Genomic DNA, 6531 nt, shown 5'->3' with positions numbered 1-6531 from the left:
AAAGATCTGATCGCACAGATCGAAGGTTAAGTGAATAAGGGCGCACGGTGGATGCCTTGGCACTAGGAGCCGATGAAGGACGGGACTAACACCGATATGCTTCGGGGAGCTGTAAGTAAGCTTTGATCCGGAGATTTCCGAATGGGGGAACCCAATATCTTTAATAGGATATTACCTTTAAGTGAATCCATAGCTTAAAGGAGGTAGACGCAGAGAACTGAAACATCTAAGTACCTGCAGGAAGAGAAAGAAAAATCGATTCCCTGAGTAGCGGCGAGCGAAACGGGACCAGCCCAAACCAAGATGCTTGCATCTTGGGGTTGTAGGACTCCGATGTGGGAGCAAGCAAGATAGCCGAATGACTTGGAAAGGTCAGCTAAAGAGGGTGAAAGCCCCGTAGGTGAAATGTTGTAAGCCCCTAGGAGGATCCTGAGTACGGCGGAACACGAGGAATTCCGTCGGAATCCGGGAGGACCATCTCCCAAGGCTAAATACTCCCTAGTGACCGATAGTGAACCAGTACCGTGAGGGAAAGGTGAAAAGCACCCCGGGAGGGGAGTGAAATAGAACCTGAAACCGTGTGCCTACAACAAGTTAGAGCCCGTTAATGGGTGATAGCGTGCCTTTTGTAGAATGAACCGGCGAGTTACGATTGCATGCGAGGTTAAGTTGAAGAGACGGAGCCGTAGCGAAAGCGAGTCTGAATAGGGCGAGTGAGTATGTAGTCGTAGACCCGAAACCATGTGATCTACCCATGTCCAGGTTGAAGGTGCGGTAAAACGCACTGGAGGACCGAACCAGGACACGTTGAAAAGTGTTTGGATGAGGTGTGGGTAGCGGAGAAATTCCAAACGAACTTGGAGATAGCTGGTTCTCTCCGAAATAGCTTTAGGGCTAGCCTCGGAAGTGAGAATGATGGAGGTAGAGCACTGTTTGGACTAGGGGCCCATCTCGGGTTACCGAATTCAGATAAACTCCGAATGCCATTCATTTATATCCGGGAGTCAGACTGCGAGTGATAAGATCCGTAGTCGAAAGGGAAACAGCCCAGACCACCAGCTAAGGTCCCCAAATGTATGTTAAGTGGAAAAGGATGTGGGGTTGCACAGACAACTAGGATGTTGGCTTAGAAGCAGCCACCATTTAAAGAGTGCGTAATAGCTCACTAGTCGAGTGACCCTGCGCCGAAAATGTACCGGGGCTAAACATACTACCGAAGCTGTGGATTGCACTTAGGTGCAATGGTAGGAGAGCGTTCTAAGGGCGTTGAAGGTAGATCGTGAGGACTGCTGGAGCGCTTAGAAGTGAGAATGCCGGTATGAGTAGCGAAAGACAGGTGAGAATCCTGTCCACCGAATAACTAAGGTTTCCTGGGGAAGGCTCGTCCGCCCAGGGTTAGTCGGGACCTAAGCCGAGGCCGACAGGCGTAGGCGATGGACAACAGGTTGATATTCCTGTACTCGTTGTTTTTGTTTGAGCAATGGAGGGACGCAGGAGGCTAGGAAGAGCAAACAGTTGGAAAAGTTTGTCTAAGCAGTAAGTCTTGTGATGAGTCAAATGCTTGTCACTATAAGGATGAGCTGTGATGGGGAGGTTGATTAAGATCGACCGAGCTTCTGATGTCACACTGCCAAGAAAAGCTTCTAGTGAGAAAACAACGACCCGTACCGCAAACCGACACAGGTAGTTGAGGAGAGAATCCTAAGGTGAGCGAGAGAACTCTCGTTAAGGAACTCGGCAAAATGACCCCGTAACTTCGGGAGAAGGGGTGCTGCTCTATGAGCAGCCGCAGTGAATAGGCCCAAGCGACTGTTTATCAAAAACACAGGTCTCTGCAAAATCGTAAGATGAAGTATAGGGGCTGACGCCTGCCCGGTGCTGGAAGGTTAAGAGGAGTGCTTAGCGCAAGCGAAGGTACGAATTGAAGCCCCAGTAAACGGCGGCCGTAACTATAACGGTCCTAAGGTAGCGAAATTCCTTGTCGGGTAAGTTCCGACCCGCACGAAAGGCGTAACGATTTGGGCACTGTCTCAACGAGAGACTCGGTGAAATTTTAGTACCTGTGAAGATGCAGGTTACCCGCGACAGGACGGAAAGACCCCATGGAGCTTTACTGTAGTTTGATATTGAGTGTCTGTACCGCATGTACAGGATAGGTAGGAGCCGTAGAAGCCGGGACGCCAGTTTCGGCAGAGGCGCTGGTGGGATACTACCCTTGCGTTATGGCCACTCTAACCCGCACCACTGATCGTGGTGGGAGACAGTGTCAGATGGGCAGTTTGACTGGGGCGGTCGCCTCCTAAAAGGTAACGGAGGCGCCCAAAGGTTCCCTCAGAATGGTTGGAAATCATTCGAAGAGTGTAAAGGCAGAAGGGAGCTTGACTGCGAGAGCTACAACTCGAGCAGGGACGAAAGTCGGGCTTAGTGATCCGGTGGTTCCGCATGGAAGGGCCATCGCTCAACGGATAAAAGCTACCCTGGGGATAACAGGCTTATCTCCCCCAAGAGTCCACATCGACGGGGAGGTTTGGCACCTCGATGTCGGCTCGTCGCATCCTGGGGCTGTAGTCGGTCCCAAGGGTTGGGCTGTTCGCCCATTAAAGCGGCACGCGAGCTGGGTTCAGAACGTCGTGAGACAGTTCGGTCCCTATCCGTCGCGGGCGTTGGAAATTTGAGAGGAGCTGTCCTTAGTACGAGAGGACCGGGATGGACTTACCGCTGGTGTACCAGTTGTCTCGCCAGAGGCATCGCTGGGTAGCTATGTAGGGAAGGGATAAACGCTGAAAGCATCTAAGTGTGAAGCCCACCTCAAGATGAGATTTCCCATTTCTTTAAGAAAGTAAGATCCCTGAGAGATGATCAGGTAGATAGGTCAGAAGTGGAAGTATAGTGATATATGGAGCGGACTGATACTAATCGATCGAGGACTTAACCAAAAAAATCGGTAGATTGATGACCTTCAAATCCAGTTTTGAGTGAAGCAATTTACTCAATAAATAGTGTGGTGGCGATAGCAAGAAGGATACACCTGTTCCCATGCCGAACACAGAAGTTAAGCTTCTTAGCGCCGATTGTAGTTGGGGGTTTCCCCCTGTGAGAGTAGGACGTCGCCACGCTTGATTCCGGCATAGCTCAGTTGGTAGTAGCGCATGACTGTTAATCATGATGTCGTAGGTTCGAGTCCTACTGCCGGAGTATCTCTTATTAAGAGAGAAAAGAGTATTGCGCTCTTTTTGCCTGGAGAGTTGTCCGAGAGGCCGAAGGAGCATGATTGGAAATCATGTAGATGGTTAATAACTGTCTCAAGGGTTCAAATCCCTTACTCTCCGTTTTTACTATTGGTCCGTTGGTCAAGTGGTTAAGACACCGCCCTTTCACGGCGGTAACACGGGTTCGAATCCCGTACGGATCATTTTGGAGATTTAGCTCAGCTGGGAGAGCATCTGCCTTACAAGCAGAGGGTCAGCGGTTCGATCCCGTTAATCTCCATTGTCGGTTCCGTGGTGTAGGGGTTAACATGCCTGCCTGTCACGCAGGAGATCGCGGGTTCAAATCCCGTCGGGACCGCCATTATTTAAATATTGTGGCTCGGTAGCTCAGTTGGTAGAGCAATGGATTGAAGCTCCATGTGTCGGCAGTTCGATTCTGTCCCGCGCCACCATTGGAGGAGTAGCGAAGTGGCTAAACGCGGCGGACTGTAAATCCGTTCCTTTTGGTTCAGTGGTTCGAATCCACTCTCCTCCATTATAGGGGCATAGTTTAAAGGTAGAACAGCGGTCTCCAAAACCGTTAGTGTGGGTTCAATTCCTGCTGCCCCTGCCATGGCGAATGTGGCGAAGTGGTTAACGCACCGGATTGTGGCTCCGGCATTCGTGAGTTCGATTCTCATCATTCGCCTTTTTATTGGGGTATAGCCAAGCGGTAAGGCAAGGGACTTTGACTCCCTCATGCGTTGGTTCGAATCCAGCTACCCCAGTTGGTTTATATGGCGGTATAGCCAAGTGGTAAGGCAGAGGTCTGCAAAACCTTCATCACCGGTTCAAATCCGGTTACCGCCTTGTAACACTTTATTTTTCTATCATGCCGGCGTGGCGGAATTGGCAGACGCGCTGGACTCAAAATCCAGTGCCCGCGAGGGCGTGCCGGTTCGACCCCGGCCGCCGGTATTGACTAAGATGTAAGTCTTAGTTTTTTATTTGAATAATTATGGCGAATGTGGCGAAGTGGTTAACGCACCGGATTGTGGCTCCGGCATTCGTGAGTTCGATTCTCATCATTCGCCCTTTTATTGGGGTATAGCCAAGCGGTAAGGCAAGGGACTTTGACTCCCTCATGCGTTGGTTCGAATCCAGCTACCCCAGTTGGTTAGCAGCTAGTTCAGCTGCTTTTTTTTGTGCTCTTTTTAGACTTTCATAATATGAAAGCAAGAATGGCTCTATGGCAGAGAATTCGTAATGATGATACAAGCTGGGCGAACACGTTTTTCATCGTAAGTTGGGAAGTGTAGAGTTATGTCCTAACTGAGTTCTTATTTGGACATTTCAAGACTGAAGCTTACGATGATCATTTCTTTCCGAATGATGATAACTTAGTTGAAGTGAAGGGTTATTCCATCTATTTTTACAATTCTAAGCGATATCATCTTAACAGAAAAAGCCTGATTCCTTTAGTATTCAGGAATCAGGCTACTTAAATTATTTGATGATTTCAAGCTCCACTTGACAGAGAGAGTCCGGTCTTATCGAGTAAGTTTTTAGTATTTAGTTGTTAAACACTGTCAATTTATGATTGATTTAGCTGACTACTATCTTTAACCTAGCAATAATTGATCGTCATTTAATTGACTACCGCTATTTTTTTGGAACATTTCCATCAATTCTGGGACTGTTAATTTAGCTTTATCTTCACCTTTGACATCAACAACAATCTTTCCTTGATGTAACATAATCAGGCGATTGCCATATTTAATCGCATCGTTCATATCATGAGTAACCATAAATGCGGTCAATTCGTGTTCTTTAATCAGTTGATTCGTTAGTGCCATTACAGTTGCCGAGGTTTTGGGATCTAAGGCAGCTGTATGTTCGTCTAATAGAATTAATTCAGGACGAATCAAAGTAGCCATTAATAAGGTAATTGCTTGACGTTGTCCACCAGATAATAAGCCAATTTCAGCAGTCAAACGGTTTTCTAAGCCTAGATTAAGCTTGGAAAGTTGTTCTTTGAAGAATTGGCGATTTTTACTTTTTACACCAGATGCAAAGCCTCTTTTTTGTCCACGTTTTAGAGCAATAGCCATATTTTCTTCAACAGTTAAACGTACAGCAGTGCCTAATTTAGGATCTTGGAAGACGCGACTGATTTGACCAGAACGTTTAACTACAGATTGTTTGGTAATATCTTGGCCATTGAGCTCAATTTTTCCGATATCTGTAGGGATGGCTCCGGCAATACTATTTAATAAAGTTGATTTTCCTGCACCATTTCCACCAATAATAGTAATAAATTCACCTTGTTCAATCGTTAAATTGATTCCTTTTAAAACATGATTTTCATTAATTGTTCCTTTTTCAAAAATTTGATGCAAATCGGTAATTTGTAAAACAGGGGTCATTATTTTTTCCCTCCTTTAATCAAACGATTTAAGCCAAGTTTTTGTCTTAATTGTGGAAGGGATAGACAAATGACTAATACAATTGCGGAAGCGAGTTTTGAATCGCTAGGCTCTACATTAAATTCAAAGACAAGCGCTAGTATAAAACGATAAATAATGGTTCCAATAATAATGGTGATAAAACGTAGCCATAATGGCTTATTATTAAACAAAACTTCAGCAATGATAATCGATGCCAAACCAATAACGATGGTCCCCACACCAGAATTTAGATCGGCAAAACCATTATTTTGTGCAATCAGCGCACCAGATAACGAGATACAGCCGTTTGAAATCATATAGCCAATTAACTTCATATTATCTGTATTAATTCCATTAGCCTGGCTCATTTCAATATTATCTCCTGTGGATCGTATAGCTAAACCAATTTCTGTTCTAAAAAATAGATATAGTAGGAAGATAACGATTCCTGTGATAATTAAGCCAGTTACGATGGCAGCATTCACCTTTGTCAATCCTATATTTTGTAACCAAGTAAAAATGGTGTCTTCACCAAGTAAGGCGATATTTGGTGCTCCCATTACACGTGAAGTAATAGAGTACAAACCGGTCATCGTAATGATTCCGGCAAGCAAAGCTGGAATTTTTAATTTGGTGTGTAATATTCCTGAAATAAAGCCAGCACAAACACCACCAACAAAACCTAAAAGTGTGGCAATAAGCGGACTAGCGCCATGTGTAATACTGATTGCTGCAATACCACTACCTAATGGAAAGCTTCCTTCAGCTGTTAAATCAGCGATATCTAAAATTCTAAATGTGATAAATACCCCAATTGCTAATAAAGACCATAAGATGCCTTGTGCAGCAGCTGATTGTAACAGAAGAGGTATGTTACTAATTATGCTCATAATAAT

General features: G+C 45.6%; 2 protein-coding genes, 14 tRNA genes, 2 rRNA genes and 1 pseudogene. 17 read left to right on the top strand and 2 right to left on the bottom strand.

The features are described from left to right. Window positions 1-24: 24 nt before the first annotated feature. The 17 genes and pseudogenes from RK02_RS04975 to RK02_RS12580 all read left to right on the top strand — a co-directional run. Window positions 25-2936: ribosomal RNA gene (locus RK02_RS04975) — 23S ribosomal RNA — on the top strand. 64 nt (window positions 2937-3000) lie between these two features. Then, window positions 3001-3116: ribosomal RNA gene (gene rrf / locus RK02_RS04970) — 5S ribosomal RNA — on the top strand. Window positions 3117-3121: 5 nt separating this feature from the next. Then, window positions 3122-3195 (top strand) — tRNA-Asn (locus tag RK02_RS04965). Window positions 3196-3239: 44 nt separating this feature from the next. Then, window positions 3240-3329, top strand: a tRNA-Ser gene (locus tag RK02_RS04960). An 11-nt stretch (window positions 3330-3340) separates the two neighbouring features. Beyond that, window positions 3341-3412: transfer RNA gene (locus tag RK02_RS04955), tRNA-Glu, on the top strand. 4 nt (window positions 3413-3416) lie between these two features. Further along, window positions 3417-3489 (top strand) — tRNA-Val (locus RK02_RS04950). Between the two features lie 5 nt (window positions 3490-3494). After that, window positions 3495-3570 (top strand) — tRNA-Asp (locus RK02_RS04945). Between the two features lie 15 nt (window positions 3571-3585). Next, window positions 3586-3661 (top strand) — tRNA-Phe (locus tag RK02_RS04940). Window positions 3662-3663: 2 nt separating this feature from the next. After that, window positions 3664-3744, top strand: a tRNA-Tyr gene (locus tag RK02_RS04935). 4 nt (window positions 3745-3748) lie between these two features. Further along, a tRNA-Trp gene (locus RK02_RS04930) sits at window positions 3749-3822 on the top strand. Between the two features lie 2 nt (window positions 3823-3824). Then, window positions 3825-3897, top strand: a tRNA-His gene (locus tag RK02_RS04925). 7 nt (window positions 3898-3904) lie between these two features. Then, window positions 3905-3976, top strand: a tRNA-Gln gene (locus RK02_RS04920). Between the two features lie 11 nt (window positions 3977-3987). Further along, window positions 3988-4058, top strand: a tRNA-Cys gene (locus RK02_RS04915). A 24-nt stretch (window positions 4059-4082) separates the two neighbouring features. Continuing rightward, window positions 4083-4166 (top strand) — tRNA-Leu (locus tag RK02_RS04910). 43 nt (window positions 4167-4209) lie between these two features. After that, a tRNA-His gene (locus RK02_RS04905) sits at window positions 4210-4282 on the top strand. A 7-nt stretch (window positions 4283-4289) separates the two neighbouring features. Further along, window positions 4290-4361 (top strand) — tRNA-Gln (locus RK02_RS04900). Window positions 4362-4537: 176 nt separating this feature from the next. Next, window positions 4538-4693: pseudogene (locus tag RK02_RS12580) on the top strand (hypothetical protein); the annotation flags it as partial. A gap of 117 nt (window positions 4694-4810) precedes the next feature. Here the strand turns inward: RK02_RS12580 and RK02_RS04895 are convergent. Further along, window positions 4811-5614, bottom strand: coding sequence for an ABC transporter ATP-binding protein (locus RK02_RS04895; protein ID WP_016183151.1), 804 nt, complete (start codon window positions 5612-5614; stop codon window positions 4811-4813). Beyond that, entirely contained in the window at window positions 5614-6525 is a 912-nt protein-coding gene (locus RK02_RS04890; protein ID WP_016183150.1) for an ABC transporter permease, read from the bottom strand. Before RK02_RS04890 ends, RK02_RS04895 begins: the two co-directional genes overlap by 1 nt. Between the last annotated feature and the right edge of the window lie 6 nt (window positions 6526-6531).

This window comes from Enterococcus columbae DSM 7374 = ATCC 51263, assembly GCF_000406925.1.
Classification (GTDB): Bacteria; Bacillota; Bacilli; order Lactobacillales; family Enterococcaceae; genus Enterococcus_E; species Enterococcus_E columbae.
This window is presented reverse-complemented; position numbering and strand designations above follow the sequence as displayed.